We start from the raw sequence: 26,668 nt of genomic DNA, 5'->3' as shown, positions 1-26,668 counted from the left end.
TAGCGGGAGGTGTCCATGGTCAGCGCACCCGGTGCCGCCGTCGGGGCCCGCATCCGGGCCCTGCGGGGCGAGCGTGGGCTGTCCCTGACCGCGCTCGCGGCGGCGGCCGGGATCGGCAAGGGCTCGCTGTCCGAGCTCGAGAGCGGTCTCCGCAACCCCACGCTCGACACGCTGTACGCCGTCGCCGGCCCGCTCGGCGTCCCGCTCGCGTCCCTCGTCGACTTCCGCGACGGCTCCGTGGTCGCGGACGAGGGCTTCGAGACCGTCCTGCTACACACCGAGCGCACCGCGGGCAGCACGTCCGAGGTGTGGCTGCTCCGGGTCCGTGCCGGGATCACCCGGTCGTCGCCCGCGCACTCGCCCGGGGTCGTGGAGCAGCTGATCGTGCTGGCCGGCTCCTGCCGGGTGACGCACGGCGACGAGTCGGTCGAGATCGCGACCGGAGGTCACGGCGCCTGGCCCGCCGACGTGCCGCACCGCTACACCGCCGGCGACGTCGACCTGCGCGCGATCAACGTGATCGTCACGCCCTCCTAGCCACGACGACGGCGGCACGCGCGGGCTACGACAGCACGAGCACCAGGTCGCCGCCGTCGACGGCCTGGGTGCCGGGCAGCGCGATCCGCTCGACGGTGCCGGAGATCGCGGCGGTGATGGAGGCCTCCATCTTCATCGCCTCGATGGTCGCCACGGTGTCGCCGGCCTCGACCCGGGCGCCCTTCTCGACGACCACGGTGACGACCCCCTGGAAGGGCGCGGCGACGTGCCCCGGCTGGGCGGTGTCGGCCTTCTCGGCCACCGCCACGTCCGAGGCGACGTTGCGGTCGCGCACGTTGACCGGTCGCATCTGGCCGTTGATGGTGGCCATCACCGTCCGGAAGCCGCGCTCGTCGGCCTCGCTGATCGCCTGCAGCCCGACGATGAGGGTCTTGCCCTCCTGGAGCTCGACCTCGTGCTCGACGCCCGTGCGCAGCCCGTAGAGGTAGTCGAGGGTGTCGAGCACCGAGACGTCGCCGTACCTCGCCCGCGACTCGGTGAACTCGCGCGTCGGGCCGGGGAAGAGCAGCTCGTTGAGCGTACGGCGACGGGTGGGGCTCGCGCCGGCGAGGCCCTCCTGCTGCTCGGCGGTGAGCGTCTCTATCGGCGGCTTGTGGGTGCGGCCCTCCAGGGCCCTGGTGCGGAAGGGCTCGGGCCAGCCGCCCGGCGGGTCGCCGAGCTCACCGTTGAGGAAGCCGACGACCGAGTCGGGGATGTCGAACTTGCCGGGGTTCTCGGCGAACTCGACCGGGTCGGCGTCGGCGCCGACCAGCGCGAGCGCCAGGTCGCCGATCACCTTCGACGACGGGGTCACCTTGGGGATCCGGCCGAGGATGTCGTTGGCGGCGGCGTACATGTCCTCGATCTGCTCGAACTTCTCGCCGAGGCCGAGCGCGATCGCCTGCTGGCGCAGGTTGGAGAGCTGGCCTCCGGGGATCTCGTGGCGGTAGACGCGCCCGGTCGGAGCCGGCAGGCCGGACTCGAACGGTGCGTAGACGCGGCGGGTCGCCTCCCAGTAGGGCTCCAGCGCGTTGATCGCGGCGAGCGACAGGCCGGTCTCGCGCGGACCGTGGTCGGTCGCGGCGACGAGGGAGGAGATCGGCGGCTGCGACGTCGTGCCGGCCATCGAGGCCGTGGCCGCGTCGACGGCGTCGACGCCGGCGTCGATCGCGGCCAGCAGCGTCGCGAGCTGACCTCCCGGGGTGTCATGCGTGTGCAGGTGCACCGGCAGGTCGAAGCGCTCGCGCAGCGCCGTGACCAGCGTGCGCGCGGCCGGGACCCGCAGCAGGCCGGCCATGTCCTTGATGGCGAGCACGTGCGCGCCGGCCTCGACGATCTTGTCGGCCAGGCGCAGGTAGTAGTCGAGGGTGTAAAGGTCCTCGTCGGGGTTCGACAGGTCGCCGGTGTAGCAGAGGGCGACCTCGGCCACGGCCGTCCCGGTCGCGCGGACGGCCTCGATCGCCGGCCGCATCTGCTCGACGTCGTTGAGCGCGTCGAAGACCCGGAAGACGTCGATGCCGGTGGCCGCGGCCTCCTCGACGAAGGCGTTGGTGACGTCGGTGGGGTACGGCGTGTAGCCGACCGTGTTGCGGCCGCGGAGCAGCATCTGCAGGCAGATGTTCGGCACCGCCTGGCGCAGCGACGCGAGCCGCTCCCACGGGTCCTCGGACAGGAAGCGCAGCGCCACGTCGTACGTCGCGCCGCCCCAGGCCTCGAGCGACCACAGCTCGGGCGTCGTGCGGGCGACGTGGCCGGCGACCGAGAGCAGGTCGCGGGTGCGCACCCGGGTGGCGAGCAGCGACTGGTGGGCGTCGCGGAACGTGGTGTCGGTGACCGCGACCTTCGTCTGCGCACGCAGCCGACGGGCGAACTCCTCCGGGCCGACCTCCAGCAGCAGCTGGCGGCTGCCGTCGGGGGCGGGCACGTCGAGGTTGACCGCCGGGAGCTTGCTCACGGGGTTGGTGGTCACCGGCGCCGGGCCGTAGGGCTGGTTGACGGTGACGTCGGCGAGGTAGCCGAGCAGCTTGCTGCCGCGGTCGCCCGAGCTGCGCGCCTGCAGCAGCTGCGGGTGCGTCTCGATGAAGGAGGTCGTCACGCGCCCGGCCGCGAAGTCGGGGTCGGTCAGCACCGCCTGCAGGAAGGGGATGTTGGTGGAGACGCCGCGGATGCGGAACTCCGCCACCGCCCGGCGCGCCTTCTCGACCGCCTTCTCGAAGGTGCGGCCGCGACAGGTGAGCTTGGCGAGCATCGAGTCGAAGTGCGCCGAGACCTCGGCACCGGTGTAGACCGTGCCACCGTCGACGCGGACCCCGCCGCCGCCGGGGGAGCGGTACGTCGTGATCACGCCGGTGTCGGGGCGGAAGTTGTTGGCCGGGTCCTCGGTGGTGATGCGGCACTGCAGCGCGGCGCCGCGCAGCCGGACGGTGTCCTGCGAGAGCCCGAGGTCGTCGAGGGTCTCGCCGGCGGCGATCCGCATCTGGGACTGCACGAGGTCGACGTCGGTGACCTCCTCGGTCACCGTGTGCTCGACCTGGATCCGGGGGTTCATCTCGATGAAGACGTAGTTGCCGGCCGGGTCGAGCAGGAACTCGACGGTGCCGGCGTTGCGGTAGCCGATCTCCTTCGCGAACCGCACGGCGTCGGCGCACATCCGGTCGCGCAGCTCCGGGTCCAGGTTGGGCGCGGGCGCGATCTCGATGACCTTCTGGTGGCGCCGCTGCACCGAGCAGTCGCGCTCGAAGAGGTGGATCACGTTGCCCGCGCCGTCGGCGAGGATCTGCACCTCGATGTGCCGCGGCTCGACGACGGCCTGCTCGATGAAGACCGTGGGGTCGCCGAAGGCCGCCTCGCCCTCGCGCATGCAGGTCTCGACCGCCTCGCGCAGGTCCTTGGGGTCGTCGACGCGCCGCATGCCGCGACCGCCGCCACCGGCGACGGCCTTCACGAAGAGGGGGTACGGCATCCCTGCGGTCGCCTCGACCAGGGCGTCGACGTCGGTCGACGGCTCGACGCTGGCCAGGGTCGGCACGCCGGCCGCCTTGGCGGCCGCGATCGCGCGGGCCTTGTTGCCGGTCAGCTCGAGCACCGTCGAGGTGGGCCCGACGAAGGTGATGCCCGCGTTGGCGCACGCCTCGGCCAGCGCCGGGTTCTCCGACAGGAAGCCGTAGCCGGGGTAGACGGCGTCCGCACCGGACTTGAGCGCGACGGCGACGATCGCCTCGGGGTCGAGGTAGGCCCGCACCGGGTGGCCGCGCTCGCCGATCTCGTAGGCCTCGTCCGCCTTCAACCGGTGCTCGGACCAGCGGTCCTCGTAGGGGAAGACCGCGACGGTCTTCGCGTCCAGCTCGTACGCCGCACGGAAGGCCCGGATCGCGATCTCGCCGCGGTTGGCCACGAGCACCTTGGAGAACATGCGGGACACGCTATAAGTCCGGGAGCCGAAGCGCTGTGTGGTTCGTCTCTGGCGAGACGAGGAACTGAGCGAGCAGGTCCGGCATCGCGTGGTGGGCCAGGTCGACGGCGACATCCTGCGGTACGTCGAGCACGCTCACGCGCTGGCGACCGCCGGCCGTGGTCGCCACCAGGGTGGTCAGCCCGGCCCGGCGCTGGAACCAGCTCGCTCGCAGGTTCCAGCCGATGACGCCGCGCACCGCCAGGGCGTCGCGGCGCCGGTCGAGGCTGCCGGAGCGGGCGACGAGGTGGCCACCGACCAGCGCGTGGCCCAGGGCGGCCGCCCGGTCGCGCGCGAGCAGCGCCGCGAGCGGGAGCAGGACGACGACGCCCAGCGACCAGGTGCCGAGGGCGTCGAAGCCCACGAGCGTGACGGCTGCCACGACCACGACCGCCGCCGGCCCCAGGGCGCGCACGTACCGCCTCCTGCGTGCCTGCGGACCGTGGTCGCTCAGTGGAGCCGTGAGCGGTGCCGAGGTGCCGAGCACCGCCGACGCGACGCCGTCGACGACTGCCCTCGGCGCGGGTGGGGCGAGCAGGGCGCTGCGCGACTCGCCGCCCAGGCCGGTCACGATCGCCGAGACCCGTCCGCCCCGGGCGAGCCGCAGGCCCAGTGGCGTCGAGGTCGTGACGCCACTGACACGGTCGTCGTCGAGGGAGGTCTCGCGGGTGGTCAGCAGACCCCGTCGCAGGTGCCACGCCCCGTGGTGCTCGGGCCCGGTGTGGGTCAGCGTGAAGCCCCAGTTGGTGACGACGTACCCGCCGATCGCGAGCGCCGAGACGGCACCCAGCAGGAGGGCCAGTCCGATCGGGACTGCGAGGGCCGCCGACCAGCCGGCCGTGCTGTCGACGACCTCGTGGGGATCGACCCGGTCGAACCCTCCGAACGTGTTGACGGCCTGGCCGACGACACCCAGGGCACCACCGGCCAGGGCCAGGCCGGTGGTGGTCAGGGGAGCGAAGCGCACCCAGGCGGGGTCGAACCGCAGCACCACCCGGTCGAGGTGCTCGGGCTCGGCTCCGGTCGTCGCCGGGGCGCCGAGACGCAGCAGGTCGACCCGCAGCTGCCGGGCCCGCGCGGCCGGCAGCCCGTCGAGGTCGAGGTGGTCCTCGTCGTCCTTCGAGGCCGAGCCGGTGCCGATCCGCACGATGGTCAGGCCCAGGGCGCGGTGCGTCAGCGGCGCGCTGATGTCGACCGACCGCACCCGGTCGAGCGGCGTGGAGAGCTGGTGCCGGTTGAGCAGGCCCCGGCGGAGCTCGACCCGGGCGGGCGTGATGCGGAAGTACGTCGTGAAGTAGCGCAGCACGCCGAGCGCCATCGGGATGACGATGCCGGCTCCGTGCCACCAGTCGGTCCGGCCGGATGCCGTGCCGGCGAGGAAGAGCCCGATCAGCACGGGCAGGAAGCGGACCAGCTCGCGGACCGGGTAGACGAGCAGCATCCGAGGGTCGACCCGCTGCCAGGCGACCTCGACGGTCGCAGCGCTCACGTGGCGTCGCCCGCGACGGTGTCCGCCTGGACGGCGAGCTCGTCGACCAGCGCCAGTGCGCGGTCCCGGGGCAGCCCGACGATCTCGAGGGCGCCGGCGGCCGAGGCGGTGGTGACGGTGACCGTGGCCAGCCCGAAGAGCCGGGCCAGGGCGCCCTCCGCGTGGTCGACGGTCTGGATGCGCGACATCGGCGCGATCCGCCGCTCGCGCACCCACCAACCGGTCTGGGTGTAGACCGCGGTGGCGGTGACCTCCCAGCGGTGGACGCGGTAGCGCCAGACCGGCATGCCCACGGCGTACGCGAGCACCGCGACGGCCGCGAGCGCCACGGCCCACCACGGCACCGGCAGCCAGTCGGTGACGGGTCCGGCGACGACGAGCACCGCGACGAGCACGACGCCCTCGGCTGCCGCCGCGGTCGCCCACATCAGCCGAGCCCGAGGGCTGACCCGGTGGCTGGGCTCACGCAGCTCGGGCATGCGCCGAGGCTACTGGGCCGTGGTCGGTGCGGGTCCCGACCCGCCCGTCGCTCGGTCGGTGCTCACTTGATCTCGGCGATGACCTCGCCGTTGCCGACGGTGGCGCCGACCTCGGCCTTGAGGCCGGTGACGGTGCCGGCCTTGTGGGCCTTGAGGGGCTGCTCCATCTTCATCGCCTCGATCACGATGACGGTGTCGCCCTCGGCGACCTCCTGGCCCTCCTCGACGACGACCTTGACGACCGTGCCCTGCATCGGGCTGGCGACCGCGTCGCCGCTGACCTTGGCGCCGGCCTTCTTGGCGCGCTTGGCCTTCTTCGCCCCGCCGGCGGCCGGACCGGTGGCAATGCCACCCAGCCCGCCGGGCAGCACGACCTCGAGGCGCTTGCCGCCGACCTCGACGACCACGGTCTGACGCTCCTCCGGCTCCCCGGCCTCGGCCTGGTCGCCGGCGTACGGCGTGATCTGGTTGTCGAAGTCGGTCTCGATCCAGGTCGTGTAGACGGTGAACTCGCCCTCGCCGGACGGCGTCGAGGCGCCGACGTACGCCGGGTCGTCGACGACCGTGCGGTGGAACGGGATGACGGTGGGCATGCCGTCGACGACGAACTCCGACAGCGCCCGGCGCGAGCGCTCGAGCGCCTGGGTGCGGTCGCGGCCGGTGACGACGAGCTTGGCGATCAGGGAGTCGAAGGCCCCGGGGATCGTCTCGCCGTTCTCGTAGCCGCCGTCGACGCGGACGCCGGGGCCCTGCGGCGGGCTCCAGGCCGACAGCGTGCCGGGGGCGGGCATGAAGTTGCGGCCGCCGTCCTCGGCGTTGATGCGGAACTCGATCGAGTGACCGCGGATCTCGGGGTCGTCGTAGCCGAGCTCCTCGCCCGCCGCGATGCGGAACATCTCGCGGACCAGGTCGATCCCGGTGACCTCCTCCGAGACGCAGTGCTCGACCTGGAGGCGGGTGTTGACCTCGAGGAAGGAGATGGTGCCGTCCTTGGCCACGAGGAACTCGCAGGTGCCGGCGCCGACGTACTGCGCCTCCTTGAGGATCGCCTTGGACGACTCGTAGAGGCGGTGGAGCTGGTCCTCGCTCAGGAACGGTGCGGGCGCCTCCTCGACCAGCTTCTGGTGGCGGCGCTGCAGCGAGCAGTCGCGGGTGGAGACGACCACGACGTTGCCGTGCTGGTCGGCCAGGCACTGGGTCTCGACGTGGCGCGGCTGGTCGAGGAACTTCTCCACCAGGCACTCGCCGCGACCGAACGCCGAGACGGCCTCGCGGACCGCGGACTCGTAGGCGTCGGGGATCTCCTCGAGGGTGCGGGCGACCTTGAGGCCGCGTCCGCCGCCGCCGAAGACGGCCTTGATCGCGACCGGCAGCCCGTTGGCCTGCGCGAACGCGACGACCTCGTCGGCGTCCTTGACGGGGTCCTTGGTGCCCGGCGCGAGCGGGGCGTTGGCCCGCTCTGCGATGTGCTTGGCCTTGGCCTTGTCGCCCAGCGCCTCGATCGCGGCCGGCGGCGGGCCGATCCAGATCAGGCCGGCGTCGAGCACGGCCTGGGCGAAGTCGGCGTTCTCGGCGAGGAAGCCGTAGCCGGGGTGCACCGAGTCCGCACCGGACTTCTGGGCGACCGCGACGATCTTGGCGATGTCCAGGTAGGAGTCGGCCGGCGTCGCGCCACCGAGTGAGTGCGCCTCGTCGGCGAGCCGCACGAAGAGCGCGTCCCGGTCGGGCTCGGCGTACACGGCGACGCTGCCGATGCCGGCGTCCTTGCACGCTCGGATCACCCGGACCGCGATCTCTCCGCGGTTGGCGATCAGGACCTTCTCCAGCGGCTTGCTCTCGGGCACTACCCCTCCTGCTTCCAGACGTGGCGGATCGTGGCGACCCCGCGGGGCACAGTATCGCCAGCGGCTCGGGGACGGGCCAGCCGACCGGTGTGGCACATGTCGCACCGCGCTGCTCCCACCCCCTGCACCCGATCGGGTGAGTTGCCGGGCATTGTGCTCAGTCTGGGCACGCAGGGGCCGATCAACCCGCATGGACAGCCGGTGACGAACCGGGCGACGACCCCCAGGAGAGCCCTCCCCATGCCCGACTCCGCCGCAGGTGCCCCCGCCGATCCCGGCTCCGACCGCGACCTCGCCGGGCTGGTCGCAGCCCTCGACCGCTCGTTGGCCGTCATCGAGTTCCAGCTCGACGGCACGGTGATCACCGCGAACCAGAACTTCCTCGACCTGATGGGCTACTCGCTGCCCGCGATCCAGGGCAAGCACCACCGGATGTTCTGCACGAGCGAGCACGCCGACTCGGAGCAGTACGTCGAGTTCTGGGCCCGCCTCCGTGCAGGGACGTTCGTCCAGGACGAGTTCCTCCGGGTCACCCGCGACGGTCGCGAGGTCTGGCTGCAGGCGACCTACCACCCGGTCCTCGACGACCAGGGCCAGCCGACGAAGGTCGTCAAGCTCGCCGAGGACGTGTCGGAGGCCAAGCGGGTCGCGGCCGACCACCTCGGCAAGGTCGCGGCGATCGACCGGGCACAGGCGGTCATCGAGTTCGACCTCCAGGGCAACATCCTCCACGCCAACCGCAACTTCCTCGACGTCGTCGGCTACGCGCTGCCCGACATCCTCGGCAAGCACCACCGTCTCTTCGTCGACCCGGAGGTCGCCCAGAGCCAGGAGTACGCCGACTTCTGGGAGCGCCTCGGCGCCGGCCAGTACGAGGCGGGGGAGTACCGCCGGATGGGCAAGGGTGCCCGGGAGGTGTGGCTCCAGGCCACCTACAACCCGGTCCTCGACGCCAAGGGCGCCCCGATGAAGGTCGTGAAGTTCGCGACCGACATCACGGCGGCGAAGCAGGCGAACGCCGAGATCGTCGCTCGCGTCGACGCCGTCGACCGGGCCCAGGCCGTCATCGAGTTCGACCTCGAGGGTGTCGTCGTCGACGCCAACGAGAACTTCCTGCGCACGATCGGCTACTCGCTGCGCGAGATCGTCGGCCAGCACCACAGCCTCTTCTGCTCCGAGGAGTACACCCGATCGGCCGAGTACCGCGACTTCTGGCTGCGGCTCGGCAAGGGCGAGGTCATCGCCGGCCGCTTCCACCGCAAGGGCAAGTACGGCCGTGACGTCTACATCCAGGCGACGTACAACCCGGTCCCCGACCTGCGCGGCAACGTCGCGAAGGTGATCAAGTACGCCTACGACGTGACCCCGGAGGTCGAGCGCGAGCAGCGCATCGACGACGGCACCCGACAGATGACCGGCTCGGTGCGCGAGCTGGCCGGCTCGATCGCCGAGATCGCGACGCAGTCGCGGACCGCGACGGAGCTCGCCGCCGAGACGCACTCCAACGCCGAGCAGGGCGTCGAGGCGCTGCGCGCGTCGATCGAGGCGATCTCGCTGATCCAGAAGTCGTCGACGGCGATCAGCGACATCGTGAAGGTGATCGGCGAGATCGCCGGCCAGACCAACCTGCTGGCGTTCAACGCCTCGATCGAGGCCGCGCGGGCCGGTGAGCACGGGGTCGGCTTCTCGATCGTGGCCGGCGAGGTGCGCAAGCTCGCCGAGCGCTCCTTCGAGGCCGCGCAGCAGATCGGTCGCCTGATCGAGGAGTCCGCCGACCGGGTCAACCAGGGCTCCGCGGTCTCCCAGCGTGCGGAGGTCGCCTTCGAGCGGATCGTGACCAGCGTGTCGCGCACCAACGAGGCGATCCGCACCATCTCGGCGTCCACCCTGGTGCAGCAGGAGGCCTCCGAGCAGGTCAACAGCCTCATCGACCAGCTCGCCAGTGCGACGTCCGACGCGTGACCTTCGTGACCACCGATCCCGTCTACGGGCTCCTGCAGCTCGGTGACCTCGACCTCGCTCTGCCGCTGTCGGCGCTGCGGGAGGTCGTGCCACGGCCGGAGACGCTCGCACCGCTGCCGGTGGCCGCCACCGGGCTGGTGGGCGCGATGGGGCTGCGCTCCATGGTCCTGCCGGTCCTCGACCTGCGCCCGCTGCTGGGACTCGACGAGATCCCGCCTGCCGACCAGGTGGTGGTCGTGGTGGTGCACGAGCACCACGTCCTCGGACTCGTGGTCGACCGGGTCCGGGGTGTCACCCGGGTGCCGGACAGGGATCTCGTCGAGCTGTCGACGGCGTCCGGTGACCTGCTCGTCTCGCACGCCTTCCAGCACGAGGACCCGACGCGCCCGGTCAGCGTGCTGGATGCGGCCCACCTGCTCGCGCTGCCCGGCATGCCGCGCGTGCCGGAGCAGCCTGCGGCCGACACCTCCGCCGGACCCCGGGCGGGGCGCGGCGCCAGCCTGACGCTCGTGCGCTGCGGGGAGCAGGTGCTGGCCGTCGAGGTCGACGTGATCCACACGACGATCCCGCTCACCGACCTGCGCGCCACCCTGCTGACCGGGGGCGACTGCCTCGGCGTCACGTCGTACGCCGGCCGCGACGTCCCCGTCGTCGACCCGATGACGATGATCGGCCTGTCCGCGCTGGAGCCGGAGGAGGTGTGCGCCGGGGTCGTGCTCGACCTCGGCCCCGGCTACGTCGTGCTCGCGGTCTCCGACCTGATCGAGCTGCGCGTCGCCGGCGACGGCGTGCTGCCGGTCCCCGGCTTCGCCAACCACCGCGTCGAGCTCGTCCGCGGCGTGCTCGAGGTCGCGGACGGCGCCTGCCTCGTGCTCGACGGGCCGGGTCTGCGGGCCGACGGGACCCTGCTCGCGCTGGCCTCGGTCAACACCGAGGAGACCGGCGCCGGCGACCTCGGCAGCGCGGCGACCGACGGAGCGACCGACGGAGCGACCGACGGAGCGACCCGCGGGCCTGCGTACCTGACCTACACCGCAGGCGTCGGGCTCGCCTCGCCGCTCGAGCAGGTGGTGGAGATCCTGCCGTTCCCGGACGCGCTCACGCCGTCCGCGGTCGACCACGTCCTCGGCGTCCTCGTGCACCGCGGCCGGACGGTGCCGGTCGTCCCGCTGGCGACGGTCCTCGGCCAGGAGCCGGGGGAGCGCGGACCGTCGTCGTGCCTGCTGCTCGTCGAGCTCGACGGCGAGCAGATCGCGCTCGCGGTCGACTCGCTCGGCGGCATCGAGCCGATCGTGTGGACCGACCCGGACCACCGCGTCGTCCCGAGGCACGACCTGACCCGCGCGGTCCACGACGCCCCGCTGGTGCGGCTCTCCGGGGGGACCCGGCTCGTGCCGGCGCTCGACCTCCTGCACGTGGCCGACACCCTCGGGCTCGGCGAGGACCACTCGTCGACCGTCCAACCCACCGCGGCATGACACCCGCTGACGTGAAGTAGGAAGACCATGACCACCGTCAGTAGCTCGGAGCTGACCACCATCACCACCAGCGACGCCGCCGGCTCGCCGGGCAAGCTGCGCAGCCACGGGCTGCACGCCCCGACCGCCGAGGACGTCCGGCACGCCCTGTGGATGGGGACGACGGACGTCGTCGCGCGCACCTGGGCCGACGCCTGCGAGCGCGCCGGCCTGCCGGCGGACCTGCCCCACCCGACCCTGGACGAGCTCGCCCGGATCGCGGCGGCCCTGGTGGCGACGGGTGGGGCGGCTGGTCTCGTCGGTCGCTCGATGTCGGTCCGGATCTCCTCCTACCGCGGCATCGCGGCCCGGGGGAGCGAGGCGACGCCGCCGTCCTGGGACTGGGCTCGGGTCGCCATGAACACCCTGCTGCGCGGGCGCACCCCACGCCCCGAGCGGATCACCGAGATGCTCTCGCTCGATCCCTTCGCGCCCGAGATGCGCGTCGAGCTCGACCAGGTGGCCAGCCGGGCTGCGCAGCGGCTCCACGCGGCTCTCGGGGGCGTGAGCATCGTGCTCGACGGCGCACAGTGCTTCGTCGGCAGCCACGGTGGCCGCGGCACCTGGATCGCGGAGGCGGCGGGCAGCCCGATCGAGTGGTCCTTCTGCGCGACCAGCGTGCGCACCCGTGAGCCGTACGTCGTCCCGGACGTGCGGGTCGACGTCCTGCACCGCCTCAACCCCACGGCGCTGCACGACGGGGCCCGCAGCTACGCCGGCGCGCCCCTGATCACCTCGGGCGGGGAGGTGCTCGGCAACTGCTGCGTGGTCGACGTCGTCCCGCGCGACTTCAGCGCCGACGACGTCGCCGTGCTCCAGGAGGAGGCGGCCGCGGTCGTGACCGAGCTCGAGCGCCGCCGGGAGGAGCGACGTCTGCAGACCGGCGAGGTTAACAACCGCTAACCAAACGGCTAGGGTGCGGAGCATGACCTACGAGCTGTCCCGTGAGCACGAGGAGTTCCGCCGTACCGTCCGGTCCTTCGCCGCGGCGGAGATCGCGCCGCACGCCGCGCAGTGGGACCGCGACCACCACTTCCCGGTCGACATCGTGCGCAAGATGGGCGCGCTCGGCCTCTTCGGCCTCGCCGCCCCGGAGGAGTACGGCGGCGCCGGGGACGACGGCGACTTCACCAGCCTGTGCGTCGCGATCGAGGAGATCGGTCGCGTCGACCAGTCCATGGGCATCACGCTCGAGGCGGCGGTGGGCCTCGGCATCAACCCGATCCTCACCTACGGCACCGAGGAGCAGCGTCAGACCTGGCTGCCCGACCTGGTGTCGGGGGAGCGGCTCGCCGGCTTCGGACTCACCGAGCCCGGTGCCGGCTCCGACGCCGGCGCGACCAGGACCAGGGCGACGCTCGAGGACGGCGAGTGGGTCGTCAACGGCGCGAAGCAGTTCATCACCAACTCGGGCTCCGACATCACCAGCCTGGTGACGGTGACCGCGCGCACCGGCGAGCGCGAAGGGGGCCGTCCCGAGATCAGCACGATCATCGTGCCGAGCGGCACGCCCGGCTTCACCGCCGAGAAGGCGTACGACAAGCTCGGCTGGCACGCCTCCGACACGCACCCGCTGTCGTTCGAGGACGTCCGCGTGCCCGAGGCCAACCTCCTGGGCGAGCGCGGCCGCGGCTACGCCCAGTTCCTCGCCACCCTCGACGACGGCCGGGTCGCGATCGCCGCCCTGGCGGTCGGCTGTCTCCAGGCCTGCCTCGACATGAGCCTGCAGTACGCCGGGGACCGGCAGACCTTCGGCGGCCCGATCGGGCGCAAGCAGGGGTTGGCCTTCCAGATCGCCGACCTCGAGGTGATGCTGCACGCCAGCCGCCTGCTGACCTATCGCGCCGCCGCGATGAAGGACGCCGGCGCGCCGGTCAAGGAGTTCAAGCAGGCCGCCGCGGTCGCGAAGCTGTACGCCACCGAGTCGGCCGTCACCGGCACCCGGATCGCCACCCAGGTCTTCGGTGGCTACGGCTTCATGGAGGAGTACCCGGTGGCTCGCTTCTACCGCGACGCCAAGGTGCTCGAGATCGGCGAGGGCACCTCCGAGGTGCAGCGGATGCTGATCGCGCGGGGGCTCGGCCTGCCGGTCGAGTGAGCCGGACCGTTGACCTCAAGTCCGGTTGAGGTCCTACGGTCACAACATGGACATCACCGTGCTGGGCACCGGCGGCGTCGGCCGGTCCGTCGCCGGACGACTCGACGACCTCGGCCACCACGTCACCATGGCGACCCGCGAACCCTCGGTCACGGCCGGCCGCGACGAGCACGCAGCCTGGGCGGCGGCGCACGCCGGCGTGGCCCTGGCGCCGTTCGCGGGATCGGTGACCGGCGCGGACCTCGTCGTCAACGCGCTGGGCGGTGACATCGCGCTCGGCGTCCTCGCGGAGGTCGGGCCCGAGCTCGTCGGCCGGGTGCTCCTGGACCTGTCGAACCCGCTCGACCACAGCCAGGGCTTCCCCCCACGGCTGTTCGTCAAGGACGACGACTCGCTCGCCGAGCAGCTGCAGCGGGCCCACCCCGAGGCCCTGGTCGTGAAGACCCTCAACACGATGAACAACGCGGTGATGGTCGATCCGGCGCGGCTGCCGGAGGGGACGACGGTCTTCGTGTCGGGCGACGACCCGGGGGCCAAGGCTGCGGTCGTCGCGCTGCTGCGCGAGCTCGGGCACTCCGACGTGATCGACCTCGGCGGGCTCGAGACCGCCCGCGGGCCGGAGATGTTCCTGGCCCTGTGGATCCGCACGGCCGTCGCCCTCGGGGGCTCCGACTTCAACATCAAGGTGGTGCGGGGGCCGTCACTGCCGTCCTGACCGGGGTCAGCGGTTAGCCTTGACGACATGGGCGACCGGTGGCATCGGATCTTCACCGAGGCTTACCGGTTCCTCGCGGTCGGTGGTCTCGCGACCGTGCTCGCCCTGGTGATCTTCAACCTGCTGGTCCACGGCTTCGGTGCCGGGTACGACGCGCCCCTCGCGGACCAGCCCTACCTGGCGTACGTGGTCGCGAACCTGATCGGCATGGCCGTCAGCTATCGCGGCAGCCGCAACTGGGTCTTCAAGGACCGTCCGCCGCGCACCGCCGACGGTGGCCGGCTGATGTTCGTGGTGATCAACGTCGGCACGATGCTGATCCCGATCGGGCTGCTGTGGTTCAGCCGGCACGTGCTCGACCACAACGACCCGTGGTCGGACAACCTGTCGGCCAACGTCGTCGGGCTCTTCCTCGGCATGGTGGCGCGGTTCTACCTCTTCCGCACGCTGGTCTTCCAGCGCCCGGTGCACCTGGCCGAGCTCAAGACCAACCCCCTCCAGGTCCTCGAGATGAGCGAGCTCGTCGAGCCGCCGGTCACGGACGTGCCCACAGCTCCGTCCACGAGTGACCCAGCTCGGCCACCAGCTCCCTGAGCAGCGGCAGGCTGACGCCGACGACGTTGTGGTGGTCGCCCTCGATGCCGGTGACGAACGCGCCACCGAGACCGTCGACCGTGAAGGCGCCGGCGACGACCAGCGGCTCGCCGGTCGCGACGTACGCCGCGATCTCGTCGTCGCTGACGTCCGCGAAGTGCACGACCGTCGAGGCGGTGGCCGCGGCCACCTGACCCGTGGCCGAGTCGTGCAGGCAGTGTCCGGTGCGCAGCACGCCCGACCGGCCTCGCATCGCGCGCCATCGGCGTACGGCGTCCTCGGCGTCGTCCGGCTTGCCCAGCGCCTCGCCGTCGAGGTCGAGCACGGAGTCGCAGCCGAGCACGAGTGCACCGGCGGGTACGCCGTCCCCGCTCACCACTGCGGCGACCTTCAGCTCGGCCAGCTGCAGCGCGAGCTCGGCCGGAGGCAGTCCCTGGAGCTGGGACTCGTCGACGCCCGACACGATCACCACCGGGTCGACCCCGGCGCTGCGCAGGGTGGCCAGACGGGCGGGGGACTGGGAGGCCAGGACGAGAGTGGTCACGCGGGCGATTGAAGCACCTCGAGCCCGTCGCCGAAGGCGCAGGTCGCCAGTGTCGTCAGTGGGTCGCCGGGCTCCAGGTGCTCGGGGGCACGCATCGAGATCATCACGTTGAGCAGCATCCCGTAGGCCACGAAGTCGCGGACCTTCTCGTCGTCCCAGCCGGTGCGCTGGATGGTCGCGAAGACGTCACCCATGCACCGCCGGGCGGCGCCGGCGATCTCCGGCACGTCGCCGTTGGAGAAGCCGTGCATCATCACCTGGAGGAAGTCGTGGTCGCGCAGGAGCTCGGTGTACGCCAGGCCCATCCGGGCCTTGTCGTCCTCGCTGTCCGGGTCGAACGACCGCTCCTCGAGGACGTCCTCGAACGCCGCCTTGATCCGGCCGACCGCTCGCTCGAACACCTCCAGGAAGAGGTCGAGCTTGGTCCCGAAGATGCGCACGACGTACGGCTGGGAGACCCCGGCCTCCCTGGCGACCGCATCGGTGCTGGTGCCGTGGTAGCCGCCGTGGGCGAACGCCCGCGTGCCGGCCTGCAGCACCAGCTCGCGACGGTCCTCCGCGGACATCCGGGTGACTCGCTCCGCCTTCATGGTTGACATGTTATCAGTCGATTACTTAAGGTCGGGACACCAAGTAATCATTCAATGCCTTCTTGTGACGGAGATCCTGATGTCCACTCTCGACACACCCCGGGTCGCAGCCCCGGAGCCGGTCGCGCCCCGATCCCGGCGGATCCCCGTCTGGGTCGCGATCGTCGCCGCCTCGCTCCCGATGTTCATGGCCACCCTCGACAACCTGGTGATGACCAGCGCGCTGCCGGTGATCCAGGTCGACCTCGGCTCCTCGGTCGGCCAGCTGTCCTGGTTCCTGAACGCCTACACGCTGACCTTCGCGACCTTCATGCTCCCGGCCGCGACGCTGGGTGACCGGCTCGGTCGGCGCCGGATGATGCTCGCCGGCGTCACGGTCTTCACGCTCGCCTCGATCGCGTCGGCGCTGAGCACCTCCTCGGAGGCGCTGATCGCCGCCCGGGCGGTCCAGGGCCTCGGCGCCGCGGCGATCATGCCGCTCTCGCTGACCCTGCTCGCCGCCGCCGTCCCGCCGGCGATGCGCGCCGCCGCCATCGGCATCTGGGGCGGGGTGTCCGGCCTGGGCGTCGCGCTCGGCCCGGTCATCGGCGGCGCCGTCGTCGAGGGGGTCAGCTGGCAGGCGATCTTCTGGCTCAACGTCCCGGTCGCCGTCGTCGCGGTCCCGTTGCTGCTCGTGGCCATCCCCGAGTCGAAGGGCGCCTGGCAGCGGCTCGACCCGATCGGCGTGCTGCTCCTCGGTGGCGCCGTCTTCCTCGGCATCTGGGGCATCGTGCACGGCAACGACGACGGCTGGAGCGACCCGCTGGTGCTCGGCCCGCTGGTGCTGGCCGCCGTGCTGCTGCCGGCGTACGTCGTCTGGGCCCGCACCCGCACGTACGCCGTGCTGCCCCTGCGGCTCTTCCGCTCGCGGCGCTTCTCGGTCGCCAACATCATCTTCCTGATGTTCACGCTGGGCATGTTCGGCACCGTCTTCCTGCTGGCGCAGTATCTGCAGATCGTGCAGGGCTACAGCCCGCTCGAGGCCGGCATCCGCACGCTGCCGTGGACCGCGGCGCCGATGGTGGTCGCGCCGATCGCCGGCGCGCTGGTCGGCCGCGTGGGCTACCGGGCGCTGCTCTTCACCGGCCTGGTCCTCCAGACGGTGTCGCTGGTGTGGTTCGCCGTGATCACCGAGAACGCCGCGGACTACTCGTCCTTCGTCGTGCCGCTGATCATGGCGGGCGTCGGCATGGGCCTGACCTTCGCGCCGGGGGCCTCGATGGTGTTGGACGGGCTGCCGGACGGCGACTTCGCGATCGCCAGCTCGGCGAACTCCACGATCCGCGAGTTCGGCGTCGCGCTCGGCATCGCCGTGCTCGTCGCGGTCTTCCTCGGCAACGGGGGCCAGCTCACCCCGAGCGGGTACGACGGCGCCATCGGGCCGGCCCTGCTGACCGGCGCCGCAGCCGTGGCCGTGGCGGCGGTCGCGAGCCTCTTCGCGCCCGGCCGCAGGGGCTGACCGACCGGCGGGGCGGTCGGGGGAGGGTTGGGCGCCTTGGCATGATGGCGCCGTGCTCCTCCCTCGACCGTCCCGCGCGCTGGCCGCGGCCGTGCTGGTCGCCTGCGCGTCGCTGACGGCCTGCTCCGGCAGCGATCCGGCCCAGCAGCCCGACGCCGTGGCGAGCGAGACCCGCGACGCCACCGGCGCGAACCCCTACGCCGACCACGACCAGTACGCCGACCCGGACTCCAAGGTGGCGCAGGCCGCCGCCTCGGCGAAGTCCAGCGGCGACGCTCGCGGCTCCGAGGTCTTCACCCGGCTCGAGCAGATCCCGCAGGGGATCTGGCTGACCCCCGAGGAGTACCCCGCCGGGTCGGTCGGTCCGTACGTCCAGCAGATCGTCGCCGCCGCGGCCGAGGCCGGCCGCCTGCCGACCTTCGTCGTGTACGGCGTCCCGGACCGGGACTGCACCGGTCAGCACTCCGCCGGTGGCCTGCCCGCCGACGAGTACGGGCCGTGGGTCGGCGAGATCGCGAAGGCCGCGGAGGCCGGCCCGGCGGCCGCCGTCGTCGAGCCCGACGGGCTCTCCTCGCTGCTGGAGTGCGGCGACCGCGACGAGCGGGTCGGTCTGATCAAGGACGCCGGCGAGCGCCTCACGAAGGCGGGGGTGACGACGTACATCGACGGCGGTCACTCGCACTGGATCGCCCCCGACGAGCTCGCACCGCTGCTCGAGGACGCCGGGATCGCCGACGTCCGCGGCTTCTCGACGAACGTCTCGAACTTCCAGACCGACGACGACGAGCAGTCGTACGGCGAGGAGCTCAGCGGCCTGCTGGGCGGGACGCACTTCATCATCGACAGCGGACGCAACGGGTTCGGCGCCACGAAGGACTGGTGCAACCCGCCCGGGCGGGCCTTCGGCACCGACCCCGGTCCGGTCTCCGGCTCCGACACGCTCGACGCGTACGTGTGGGTCAAGCCGCCCGGCGAGAGCGACGGGGAGTGCAACGGAGGGCCCCAGGCCGGTCAGTTCTGGCCCGAGCGGACGATGGAGCTCGCCTCGGCATCCGGCTGGTGACCCTGGGACGGTGACAGGAGCAGCCGTGCCGTTGTTAGGCTGCGCGTCATGGAGCCGGGGAACAAGTGGGTCGCAGTCATCATCGAGGACGACCCCGATGTGCGCGACCTCATCGACATCGTGCTGACCCAGTCCGGTTTCACGACCGTGGTGACCGAGAACGGCACCGACGGGGTCGAGGCGGTGCGCAAGCACAACCCGCTGATCACGACCCTCGACGTGAACATGCCCGGCATGGACGGCTTCGCCGTCGCCAAGCGGCTGCGCGACTTCAGCAGCACCTACCTGATCATGATCACGGCCCTCGCCGACGAGATCGACGTGGTCCAGGGCTTCGAGGCCGGGGCGGACGACTACCTGGTCAAGCCCTTCCGACCGCGTGAGCTGCGCGCCCGCGCCGACTCGATGCTCCGGCGCCCCCGCGCCCGGGTGGACAAGCCGCACGGCTGGGCCGATACCGACCCGGAGCCAGAGCCCGCCGCACCGGCGCCGGCCGCACCGTCCTGGGCGGCCACCGCTGCGCAGGAGTTCGCCGAGGCGCCCCTCCCGGCCGCCCCGCAGGCTCCGGCGCCCCAGCCGACCCAGCCTGTTCAGCCGGCCCAGCCCGCCCAGGCTCCCTTCCAGGCGGCCACGCCCCCCGAGGTGCAGCAGCCGGCCCCGCCGGTGGCGCAGCCGGTCGCCCAGCCGCCGGCCGCCCAGCACGGTGCGGTCACGGCCGACCCGGGCACCGGGTGGATGCGCTTCAACGGCCTCGCCCTCAACCACGAGACCCGGGTCGTGACCGTCAACAACGGCTCGATCGACCTCACCCGCACCGAGTTCGACCTGCTGGCCTCGCTGATGGCCACCGGGCGACGGGTCCGCAGCAAGGCCGACCTGGTGCTCACGATGCGCGGCCAGCAGTACGTCACGTCGTACTTCGTCAACGAGGCCGACAAGCGCTCCGTCGAGGTGCACATCGCCAACCTGCGCCGCAAGCTCGGCGACGACGCGGCCACGCCGCGCTACGTCGAGACCGTGCGCGGGGTCGGCTACCGGCTCGCCGAGAGCGTCTAGCCCGTCTGAGCCGTCGCGGTGGTTTCGAGGCTCGGCGCTGGCGCGCCTCGCACCTCAACCACCGGGACGGCTGGCGCTGGCGCGCCTCGCACCTCAACCACCGGGATGGCTGGCGTTGGCGCGCCTCGCACCTCGACCACCGGCACGGCTCGGCGCTGGCGCGCCGAGCCGCTGCCGCTAGTTCGCGTCGACCGGGATGTCCTGCGCCTCGGTGGTCTTGTCCGAGGGGAAGATCGCGATCGGGACCCGCTGCTTGATGGACTTCTTCGTGTAGCTCTTCGAGCCGGCCCGGCGCTCGACGTGCACCGACGCGGTGAAGGTCAGGTCGATGCCGATCGTGTTGGCCGCCGTGGCGTCGATGGTCTGGTTCCGCAGCTCGAACGCGCCCTTGGGCGACGTGATCAGCATCCCGCGCTTGCTCGACAACGGCTCGGGGTCGAAGGTGAGCTCCTTCGCGACACCGCTGAGCTCGTAGGGGTGCTCGTCGTTCGTCCCGCCGCCCTGGACCTTGACCTTCGAGGTGACGCGGATCCGGTCGAGCCAGACCTTGCGCTTGGTCTTGAACGGGTCGTCGAGGTCGCGGTCCAGGTCGTAGGCCTGGAACGTGAACGTGAAGTGCTTCTTGCCCTTCGGGTACCACTCGTTGGTCCGCGGCGTGGCCTTCGTCGGGTAGAGCGTGTAGACGAAGTCCACGCCGTCGATCTCGATGTGCGACTGGAACGTGCCGTCGCGGGTGAACTCCGAGTCGTACGGCTTCTCGCTGGCCGTCGGGCTGGCCGAGGGGGTCTCGCTGGGGTCGTCGCTGCCGGTGATGCCGTCGACGACGGAGCAGCCGGAGAGTGCCGTGAGCACCAGGGCGGCGCTCAGGACGCCGGCGAGGCCGCGGAGGCGCGGTCGGGTGCTGGTCATGGGGGTCTCCTGCCCGTGGGGGGTGCTGCGGTCGGTGGTGCTGGCGGCGAGGGTGCGGAGGCTCATGCCTTGAAGCCGCGGTAGCGCTTCATGGCCTTGATGAACATCCAGGCGGTCTGGAGCACGGTGATGACACCGAGGATGGGCCAGGTGACGGCCAGGAAGTCGGAGCGCAGCGCGATCGGGAGCTGCACCCAGATCGCCATGAACACCACGAGGACGAAGAAGAACGCCACGAACGGGTACATCCAGGCGACGCCCTTGCCGCGCTCGGCCTTCGCCTGCGCCGCCCAGTTGTCGGTCTGCTGGCGGCTGAAGAACTTCAGCCATGCACGGACGAAGTGGCCCATTCGGATGACCATGTAGGTCTCGGCCGGGATGAGCAGCAACGAGAAGAGGTAGTCGCGCCGGTTGGCGAACTCCATCGACCGGGCGACCCGGAAGTTCAGCCAGACCGAGGCGAGCGGCGGGATCAGCCACCACGGGCTGAACACGAACGCGTCGATGTTGAGCGAGCCGGCGAGCAGCAGCACGAAGAGCACGCGCGAGGTGATGTTGATGACCATCGACAGGTGCTCGAACCAGCGCAGCCGCAGGTTGGGGTGGAACGGCTGGCCCTTGGTGTCGCCGCGCTGGCCCGGCCACATCAGGTCGATGGCACCGAAGTTCCACTTGACCTGCTGGGCGTCCAGCGAGCGGAGCGTGTCCATGCCGCCGACGTGGGCGCGGGCCCGGGCGCTGATCTTGGTGAGGTAGCCGGCGCTCTTGATCTGCAGCGACAGCAGCGAGTCCTCGACCTCGCTGTCGCTGACCCAGGGGGTGCGCTGGTGGCTGTCGCGCAGCACGTCGCGCAGCGCCTGGGTCGAGAACATGGAGAACTGGCCGCCGAGCACCGCCATGTTGCGGCCCTTGAGCAGGTTCTGCATGTTGAACGCCGAGAACTGGGCCCGCTGGCCGGCGATCAGGAACTTCGCCATCCAGCCGTCGAGCGCGCTGTCGTCGATGGAGTAGATCGCCGAGATGCCGCCGATCCGGTCGTCGCTGGAGATCTCGTCGACGAGGTGCTGGATGGCGTCCGGCTCGGGCGTGGTGTCGCCGTCGACGCCGAGCAGGTAGTCCATCGTCTCGACGAGCGAGTAGCCGTAGTTGAGGGCGCCGACCTTCTTGTCGGGGTTCTTGCCGATGTCATGGACGTAGATCACCGTCTCCTGCTCACCGGTCGCCGTCATCCGCTTGTGCGGCCCGGCGTAGTGACCAGCGATCTCGACGGAGTCGTCGGAGGAGTTGTTGATGATGACGTGGATGACGTCGGGGAGACGGGTCTGCTGCAGGAGCGAGTCGAGCACCCCGGCGATCGTCTCGGCCTCGTTGTACGCCGGGATGATGCAGCCGACCGTGGGGCGGTACGTCGGGAGCTCGTCGACCTCGCCCTGGTACTGCGGCTCGTACGCCTCCAGGCCGGGGTCGGCGATGCGGACGTAGGGGTCCACCGGGGCGGTGCCGAACTGGGTCCCCATGTCGTTGACGTCCACCGTCGTCCTCGTCTCCGTGCCGCGGGTGCCGCCCGATGCGGTGCACCCCGTGTGTCTCCAGTGTGAGGATCGCGTCTCAAGGCCCCACACCGAAAACCCCAAAGATCTCCCTAAGTATGAGTCAGGTGAGTGGCCCGGGTCACGGCTGAGCGTGACACCGGGCGGTTCGCGGCGAGCCGGCGGCTAGCGCGGCAGCCCGCTGGAGCGCCAGCCACCGGGTCCGTGGGGGAGCGTACGGCGCACCGCACGGTGGTGGGCCGACCACTCCGGCGTACGGCGGTCCGCGGTCGCGGGCGTCGTCCGGAGGGCGCTGAGGACGGCCACGATCGCCGCGACCTCCTCGGGCGTGGCGTCGGCGTTGACGATGCGGAGCACCGGCTGGGTGGGCGGCTCCTCCGACCCGCTCATGGTGGCCATCAGAGGGGGATGTTCCCGTGCTTCTTGGCCGGGAGCGTCTCGCGCTTGCTGCGCAGCAGCCGGAGGGCGCGGACGATCTCGACGCGGGTCTCGTGGGGGGTGATGACGGCGTCGACGTAGCCGCGCTCCGCCGCGATGTAGGGGTTGGCCAGCGTGGTCTCGTACTCGTCGATCAGCTCGGCGCGCTTGGCCTCGACCTCCTCCGCGGAGCCGCCGCCGTCACTGATGGCCTTGAGCGTCTTGCGGTGCACGATGTTGGCGGCCCCCTGGGCGCCCATCACGGCGATCTGGGCGGTCGGCCACGCGAGGTTGATGTCGGCACCGAGGTGCTTGGAGCCCATCACGTCGTACGCGCCGCCGTAGGCCTTGCGGGTGATGGTGGTGATCAGCGGCACGGTCGCCTCGGCGTAGGCGTAGATCAGCTTGGCGCCGCGGCGGATGATGCCGTTCCACTCCTGGTCGGTGCCGGGCAGGAAGCCGGGCACGTCCACGAAGGTCAGCACCGGGATGTTGAACGCGTCGCAGAAGCGCACGAACCGGGCGGCCTTCTCGGAGGCGTCGATGTCGAGCGTGCCGGCGAACTGCATCGGCTGGTTGGCCACGACACCCACCGGGTGACCCTCGACGCGGCCGAAGCCGATCACGATGTTGGGCGCGAAGAGCTCCTGGACCTCGAGGAAGTCCTCGTCGTCGACGACGACGGTGATGACGTCACGGATGTCGTAGGGCTGGTTCGGGGAGTCGGGGATGATCGTGTCGAGGGTGCGGTCCAGCTCGGAGATCTCGGTGTCCGCGACGTCCCCGAGGGTCGGGGCCTCGTCGAGGTTGTTCTGCGGCAGGTAGGACAGCAGCGCCTTGACGTACTCGATCGCGTCGTCCTCGTCGGAGCCCATGTAGTGGGCGTTGCCGGACTTGGTGTTGTGCGTGCGCGCGCCGCCGAGCTCCTCCATCGTGACGTCCTCGCCGGTGACGGTCTTGATCACGTCGGGGCCGGTGATGAACATGTTGGAGGTGCCGTCGACCATGATCGTGAAGTCGGTGACCGCGGGGGAGTAGACGTGCCCGCCGGCACACGAGCCCATGATCATCGAGATCTGCGGGATGACGCCCGAGGCGTGCACGTTGCGGCGGAAGATCTCGCCGTACAGGCCGAGCGAGACGACGCCCTCCTGGATCCGGGCGCCGGCGCCCTCGTTGATGCCGATGATCGGGCAGCCGGTCTTGATCGCGAGGTCCATCACCTTGGTGATCTTCTCGCCGTACACCTCACCGAGCGAGCCGCCGAAGATGGTGAAGTCCTGGGAGAACACGCAGACCTGGCGGCCGTCGACGGTGCCGTAGCCGGTGATCACGCCATCGCCGTACGGGCGGTTCTTCTCCAGCCCGAACGCCACAGAGCGGTGCCGGGCGAGCTCGTCGAGCTCCACGAACGAGCCCTCGTCGAAGAGCAGCTCGATCCGCTCCCGCGCGGTCTTGCGGCCCTTGGCGTGCTGCTTCTCGACCGCCTTCGCGGACCCCGCGTGGACCGCCTCGTCGAGGCGCCGGTCCAGGTCGGCGAGCTTGCCCGCGGTGGTGTGGAGGTCGATGTCGGCCGGGATGTCGGTTCCCTCGCCGGGCTGGGCACTCATCGTGGGGGCTCCTCGTTCGCGTGCGGTTGGGACCGTGGGTCAATGTAGTGCCCGTGACCGCCCTGCCGATGCGACGCCCGTCACTCGACCCGTCGCCGCTCGCTGCCCTTGCCCCCGACCTGGTCGTCGAGATCCTCGGGACCACCACGTCCACCAACGCGGTCGCCACGGACCGCGCCCGCGCCGGGGCGCCCGAGGGACTGGTGGTGGTCGCCGAGCACCAGACGGCCGGCCGAGGCCGGCTCGACCGGAGCTGGCAGGCACCCCCGCGGTCGTCGGTGATCTTCTCCCTGGTGCTGCGCCCCGTGGTCCCGCTCGCGAGCTGGCCGTGGCTGCCGCTGCTGACCGGCCACGCGCTCGGCAAGGCGCTCCGGGCCGAGGGGTACGACGTCGGGGTCAAGTGGCCCAACGACCTGCTGATCGGCGACCGGAAGGTCGCCGGGATCCTGGTCGAGCGGATCGAGACCCCGGACGGTCCGGCCGCGATCATCGGTGTCGGGCTCAACGTCAGCCTCACCCCGGACGACCTCCCGGTGCCCACCGGCACGTCGCTCGCGATCGCCTCGGGCGCCGAGCCCGACCGGACCGCGCTCCTTGTCGCGCTGCTCCGGTCGCTGCAGGAGGCGTACGACGTCTGGCAGGTCGGGGGATCCGCCGCGGCGAGCCACCTGCGCACGTCGTACGCCGCCGGCTGCGTCACCGTGGGCCGCGATGTCCGGGTCGACCTCCCTGGTGGCTCGGTGCTGACCGGTCGGGCCACCGGGGTGGACCCAGGAGGACGCCTGGTCGTCGCCGGTCCCGACGGGGAGACCGCCGTGGGCGCAGGTGACGTAGTCCACGTGCGGGCGACCGATCGGTGACATGATCTGCCCGTGGCCATCTCACCGAAACTGCTGAACGAGGGCGAAAAGGTCGTCGTCGACACGCGGACGCACGTCAAGGCGCTGATCCTCCCGATCCTCATGCTGGTGCTCTTCCTGGCGATCGGCACGTTCGTGCAGGTCAAGATCGACCAGGGCGTGCTCACCAACGGCGCCTGGATCCTGGTCGCGGTCGGCATCGTCTGGTTCGTGCTCCGCCCGCTGATCATCTGGGCGACCGCGACGTACACGTTCACCGACCGTCGCCTGATCACCCGCACCGGCGTGATCGTCCGCCGCGGGCACGACATGCCGCTCGCCCGGATCAGCGACATCGCGTACGAGTTCGGCCCCATCGACCGGCTGCTCGGCTGCGGGACGCTGCTGATCTCCGACGCCAGTACGCACGGCACGATCAAGCTGCACGACATCCCGCAGGTCGAGGAGACCCAGCGGACGCTCAACCTGATGCTGCAGCACATCCATGACCCTGCGGCAGGACATGACGACGGAGCCTGAGCCGCAGCACCCCGGTCCGCAGGATCTCGAGCGCGCGATCCTGGGTGAGACCCCGGAGTTCAACGCGCAGGAGGTGGCCACGGCCACCGGTGTGACCCTGGAGGAGGCACGGCGTCTGTGGCGCGCCCTCGGCTTCCCCGAGCACGGCCTGGAGACGGCGTACACCGACGCCGACACCGAGGCGCTCTCGACGATGATCAGCGCCGTCCGTGCGGACCTGATCGACTTCGACCTCGCCGTGAACCTCACCCGCGCCGTCGGCCAGACGATGGCGCGGCTCGCCGACTGGGAGGTCTCGACGCTGGTCTCCCGGGTGGACGAGCTGGCCGCCGACCCCGGCACCGATGCCGGCCGCACCGGCTCCGCGCTGCGCCTGATCGAGCAGATCAAGGACCCCTTCGAGGACCTGCTGATCTACGTGTGGCGCCGTCACCTCGCGGCGGCCGTCGCGCGCGTGGAGGCGCTGCGCGCCAACGAGGAGGACCTGAACACGGTCCAGCTCACGGTGGGCTTCGCCGACATCGTCAGCTTCACCGCGCTGTCGAACCGGATGAGCGAGGAGCGGATCGGCGACCTGGTCGAGCTCTTCGAGTCGCGCTGCGCCGACGTCGTGACCAGCCAGGGCGGCCGCATCATCAAGAGCATCGGCGACTCGGTGCTCTTCGTCAGCGAGGACCCCGTCCGGGCCTACGACATCGCCGAGGGCATCATCAACGTCGTGGGCCGCGACTCGCGGATGCCCGACATCCGCCTGGGGCTGGCCAGCGGCTCGGTCGTGATGCGGATGGGCGACGTCTTCGGCCCACCGGTCAACATGGCCGCGAGGCTCACCGCGGTGGCGAGGCGCAACCGGATCATCATCGACGCGGCGACGGCCGAGCTGCTGCCGGAGGCCGAGTTCGAGACCCGGAGGATGCCGGCCCGGCCGGTGCGCGGGTTCGGCCTCGTCGAGCCGGTCTCCGTACGCCGAGCGTGACCGGCCTAGATATTTGCGCCATTCCTCCCCGTGACGGGCGTCACCTCCTACGGTGGGCAGATGATCGAGGTGCAGGAGATCAGGCTCGATCCTGATGCGCGGCGGATCTGGTGCGGGCAGGAGGAGATCGTGCTGTCGCGCAAGGAGTTCGACCTCGTGCATGCCCTGATGGCGAGGGCCGGGGACATCGTCAGCCGCGACGACCTGATGCGCGAGGTCTGGCACACGACCTTCTGGACCTCCTCCAAGACGATCGACGTGCACCTGGGCTGGGTGCGGCGCAAGCTCGGCGACGACAGCCGTCAGCCGCACCTGATCACCACGATCCGCGGTCGTGGCCTGCGGTTCGAGACCGAGGACCTGCGCGCTCCGGGCTGACCGTCCCCACTA

24 protein-coding genes are annotated in these 26,668 nt (G+C 71.4%); 14 read left to right on the top strand and 10 right to left on the bottom strand.

Annotated elements, in window-relative coordinates; genetic code table 11:
• The first annotated feature begins 15 nt into the window (after positions 1-15).
• Positions 16-537 carry an XRE family transcriptional regulator gene (locus N542_RS0102725; RefSeq protein ID WP_028642623.1) on the top strand — a complete coding sequence of 174 codons (522 nt, stop codon included), beginning with the start codon at positions 16-18 and terminating at the stop codon, positions 535-537.
• Positions 538-562: 25 nt separating this feature from the next.
• Here N542_RS0102725 and N542_RS0102720 read toward each other — a convergent pair whose 3' ends face one another.
• From N542_RS0102720 to N542_RS0102705, 4 genes are all read right to left on the bottom strand, one after another.
• Positions 563-3,949: a pyruvate carboxylase gene (locus N542_RS0102720; protein WP_028642622.1), complete on the bottom strand. Its 3,387-nt coding sequence runs from the start codon at positions 3,947-3,949 to the stop codon at positions 563-565.
• Between the two features lie 10 nt (positions 3,950-3,959).
• Positions 3,960-5,477 (bottom strand): PH domain-containing protein, encoded by a 1,518-nt coding sequence (locus tag N542_RS23060; RefSeq protein WP_051551326.1) that lies wholly within the window; start codon positions 5,475-5,477, stop codon positions 3,960-3,962.
• Positions 5,474-5,956 (bottom strand): PH domain-containing protein, encoded by a 483-nt coding sequence (locus N542_RS0102710; RefSeq protein WP_028642621.1) that lies wholly within the window; start codon positions 5,954-5,956, stop codon positions 5,474-5,476. Before N542_RS0102710 ends, N542_RS23060 begins: the two co-directional genes overlap by 4 nt.
• 62 nt (positions 5,957-6,018) lie before the next feature.
• Positions 6,019-7,800 carry an acetyl/propionyl/methylcrotonyl-CoA carboxylase subunit alpha gene (locus N542_RS0102705; RefSeq protein ID WP_028642620.1) on the bottom strand — a complete coding sequence of 594 codons (1,782 nt, stop codon included), beginning with the start codon at positions 7,798-7,800 and terminating at the stop codon, positions 6,019-6,021.
• A 240-nt stretch (positions 7,801-8,040) separates the two neighbouring features.
• On the opposite strand from N542_RS0102705, the gene N542_RS23055 reads away from it, so the two are divergent.
• Genes N542_RS23055 through N542_RS23045 form a run of 6 tightly spaced genes read left to right on the top strand, consistent with a single transcriptional unit; the run spans position 8,041 to position 14,686 of the window.
• Positions 8,041-9,762, top strand: coding sequence for a methyl-accepting chemotaxis protein (locus N542_RS23055; protein WP_051551325.1), 1,722 nt, complete (start codon positions 8,041-8,043; stop codon positions 9,760-9,762).
• Positions 9,759-11,240 carry a chemotaxis protein CheW gene (locus tag N542_RS0102695; RefSeq protein WP_028642619.1) on the top strand — a complete coding sequence of 494 codons (1,482 nt, stop codon included), beginning with the start codon at positions 9,759-9,761 and terminating at the stop codon, positions 11,238-11,240. Before N542_RS23055 ends, N542_RS0102695 begins: the two co-directional genes overlap by 4 nt.
• Before the next feature lie 27 nt (positions 11,241-11,267).
• Positions 11,268-12,182, top strand: coding sequence for a GAF domain-containing protein (locus tag N542_RS26315; protein WP_051551324.1), 915 nt, complete (start codon positions 11,268-11,270; stop codon positions 12,180-12,182).
• Positions 12,183-12,204: 22 nt separating this feature from the next.
• The gene (locus N542_RS0102685) at positions 12,205-13,377 is read left to right on the top strand and encodes an acyl-CoA dehydrogenase family protein (RefSeq protein WP_028642618.1); all 1,173 of its coding nucleotides are present in this window, start codon (positions 12,205-12,207) and stop codon (positions 13,375-13,377) included.
• Between the two features lie 46 nt (positions 13,378-13,423).
• Complete coding sequence (locus tag N542_RS0102680) at positions 13,424-14,092, top strand: NADPH-dependent F420 reductase (RefSeq protein WP_028642617.1); 669 nt, start codon at positions 13,424-13,426, stop codon at positions 14,090-14,092.
• Between the two features lie 27 nt (positions 14,093-14,119).
• Positions 14,120-14,686, top strand: coding sequence for a GtrA family protein (locus tag N542_RS23045; protein WP_051551323.1), 567 nt, complete (start codon positions 14,120-14,122; stop codon positions 14,684-14,686).
• Here the strand turns inward: N542_RS23045 and N542_RS0102670 are convergent.
• Complete coding sequence (locus N542_RS0102670) at positions 14,628-15,230, bottom strand: Maf family protein (RefSeq protein WP_028642616.1); 603 nt, start codon at positions 15,228-15,230, stop codon at positions 14,628-14,630. The genes N542_RS23045 and N542_RS0102670 overlap by 59 nt on opposite strands.
• Positions 15,227-15,820, bottom strand: a complete 594-nt coding sequence (locus tag N542_RS0102665; protein WP_081794987.1) for a TetR/AcrR family transcriptional regulator — start codon at positions 15,818-15,820, stop codon at positions 15,227-15,229. Before N542_RS0102665 ends, N542_RS0102670 begins: the two co-directional genes overlap by 4 nt.
• 79 nt (positions 15,821-15,899) lie before the next feature.
• Here N542_RS0102665 and N542_RS0102660 point away from each other — a divergent pair, with 79 nt between their 5' ends.
• The 3 genes from N542_RS0102660 to N542_RS0102650 are packed head-to-tail and all read left to right on the top strand — an operon-like array spanning position 15,900 to position 19,437.
• Positions 15,900-17,318, top strand: coding sequence for an MFS transporter (locus tag N542_RS0102660; RefSeq protein WP_028642614.1), 1,419 nt, complete (start codon positions 15,900-15,902; stop codon positions 17,316-17,318).
• 52 nt (positions 17,319-17,370) lie between these two features.
• A complete protein-coding gene (locus tag N542_RS0102655) occupies positions 17,371-18,381 on the top strand; it encodes a glycoside hydrolase family 6 protein (RefSeq protein WP_028642613.1) in 1,011 nt (336 codons plus the stop codon).
• A gap of 48 nt (positions 18,382-18,429) precedes the next feature.
• Entirely contained in the window at positions 18,430-19,437 is a 1,008-nt protein-coding gene (locus tag N542_RS0102650) for a response regulator transcription factor (RefSeq protein WP_028642612.1), read from the top strand.
• Positions 19,438-19,614: 177 nt separating this feature from the next.
• Here N542_RS0102650 and N542_RS0102645 read toward each other — a convergent pair whose 3' ends face one another.
• From N542_RS0102645 to N542_RS0102630, 4 genes are all read right to left on the bottom strand, one after another.
• Complete coding sequence (locus N542_RS0102645) at positions 19,615-20,412, bottom strand: hypothetical protein (protein ID WP_028642611.1); 798 nt, start codon at positions 20,410-20,412, stop codon at positions 19,615-19,617.
• The gene (locus N542_RS0102640; RefSeq protein ID WP_231482405.1) at positions 20,409-21,878 is read right to left on the bottom strand and encodes a glycosyltransferase family 2 protein; all 1,470 of its coding nucleotides are present in this window, start codon (positions 21,876-21,878) and stop codon (positions 20,409-20,411) included. Before N542_RS0102640 ends, N542_RS0102645 begins: the two co-directional genes overlap by 4 nt.
• A 183-nt stretch (positions 21,879-22,061) precedes the next feature.
• Positions 22,062-22,286: an acyl-CoA carboxylase subunit epsilon gene (locus N542_RS0102635; RefSeq protein ID WP_028642609.1), complete on the bottom strand. Its 225-nt coding sequence runs from the start codon at positions 22,284-22,286 to the stop codon at positions 22,062-22,064.
• A gap of 8 nt (positions 22,287-22,294) precedes the next feature.
• The gene (locus N542_RS0102630; RefSeq protein ID WP_051551322.1) at positions 22,295-23,923 is read right to left on the bottom strand and encodes an acyl-CoA carboxylase subunit beta; all 1,629 of its coding nucleotides are present in this window, start codon (positions 23,921-23,923) and stop codon (positions 22,295-22,297) included.
• Positions 23,924-23,976: 53 nt separating this feature from the next.
• On the opposite strand from N542_RS0102630, the gene N542_RS0102625 reads away from it, so the two are divergent.
• From N542_RS0102625 to N542_RS23035, 4 genes are read left to right on the top strand one after another with little or no spacing between them, the layout of a single operon-like run.
• Positions 23,977-24,783: a biotin--[acetyl-CoA-carboxylase] ligase gene (locus tag N542_RS0102625; protein ID WP_231482402.1), complete on the top strand. Its 807-nt coding sequence runs from the start codon at positions 23,977-23,979 to the stop codon at positions 24,781-24,783.
• Between the two features lie 12 nt (positions 24,784-24,795).
• Positions 24,796-25,302 carry a PH domain-containing protein gene (locus N542_RS23040; RefSeq protein ID WP_036506147.1) on the top strand — a complete coding sequence of 169 codons (507 nt, stop codon included), beginning with the start codon at positions 24,796-24,798 and terminating at the stop codon, positions 25,300-25,302.
• Positions 25,286-26,278: an adenylate/guanylate cyclase domain-containing protein gene (locus tag N542_RS0102615; RefSeq protein WP_155992828.1), complete on the top strand. Its 993-nt coding sequence runs from the start codon at positions 25,286-25,288 to the stop codon at positions 26,276-26,278. Before N542_RS23040 ends, N542_RS0102615 begins: the two co-directional genes overlap by 17 nt.
• A 60-nt stretch (positions 26,279-26,338) precedes the next feature.
• Positions 26,339-26,656 (top strand): winged helix-turn-helix domain-containing protein, encoded by a 318-nt coding sequence (locus N542_RS23035; protein ID WP_036506193.1) that lies wholly within the window; start codon positions 26,339-26,341, stop codon positions 26,654-26,656.
• Positions 26,657-26,668: the final 12 nt, after the last annotated feature.

This window comes from Nocardioides sp. URHA0020, assembly GCF_000620705.1.
GTDB lineage: Bacteria > Actinomycetota > Actinomycetes > Propionibacteriales > Nocardioidaceae > Nocardioides.
The sequence above is the reverse complement of the archived record's forward strand: the minus strand, read 5'-3'. Positions and strand labels throughout refer to the sequence as shown.